We start from the raw sequence: 381 nt of genomic DNA on the forward strand, positions 1-381 counted from the left end.
GTGGAGGCGTTGGAAGAGAGTTGGTATTCTTTGAAGCATCCGCTTTACTCTTTTCCGGCGTTTCTCGTCAGTAATCAGATGATCCAAGTTCGGAGTCCATTTTGTTCGAACGGAAAACCTCTTCTTTGCTGTGATGAACATTGGAGCAAAGTGTGTTTTCACATAGCTCGTCATACTATGAAAACTCCCTGGAAAGCCATCTGGAATGAGGAGAATACTAAAGGGGAATGGGAATATTTGAGGCCATGGATATAAATCGTTTAAAGCAAGAAAAAATTTAGTAGATACATGGGCGTTGTTTAAACCACCATGTTTAATGATAAATTCTTCTGTCTCCCTTTTCATTTCATCATTGAAGGATGGGTTTCTGGCATAGAGGAG

The 381-nt window shown here is 40.4% G+C and carries 1 pseudogene; it reads right to left on the minus strand.

Features of this window, described 5'->3' with window-relative positions:
* Positions 1–381: pseudogene (locus tag AOA60_RS16005) on the minus strand (hypothetical protein); the annotation flags it as partial.

It is taken from the genome of Pseudomonas sp. 2822-17, assembly GCF_002742485.1.
GTDB classification, from domain to species: domain Bacteria; phylum Pseudomonadota; class Gammaproteobacteria; order Pseudomonadales; family Pseudomonadaceae; genus Aquipseudomonas; species Aquipseudomonas cyclaminis.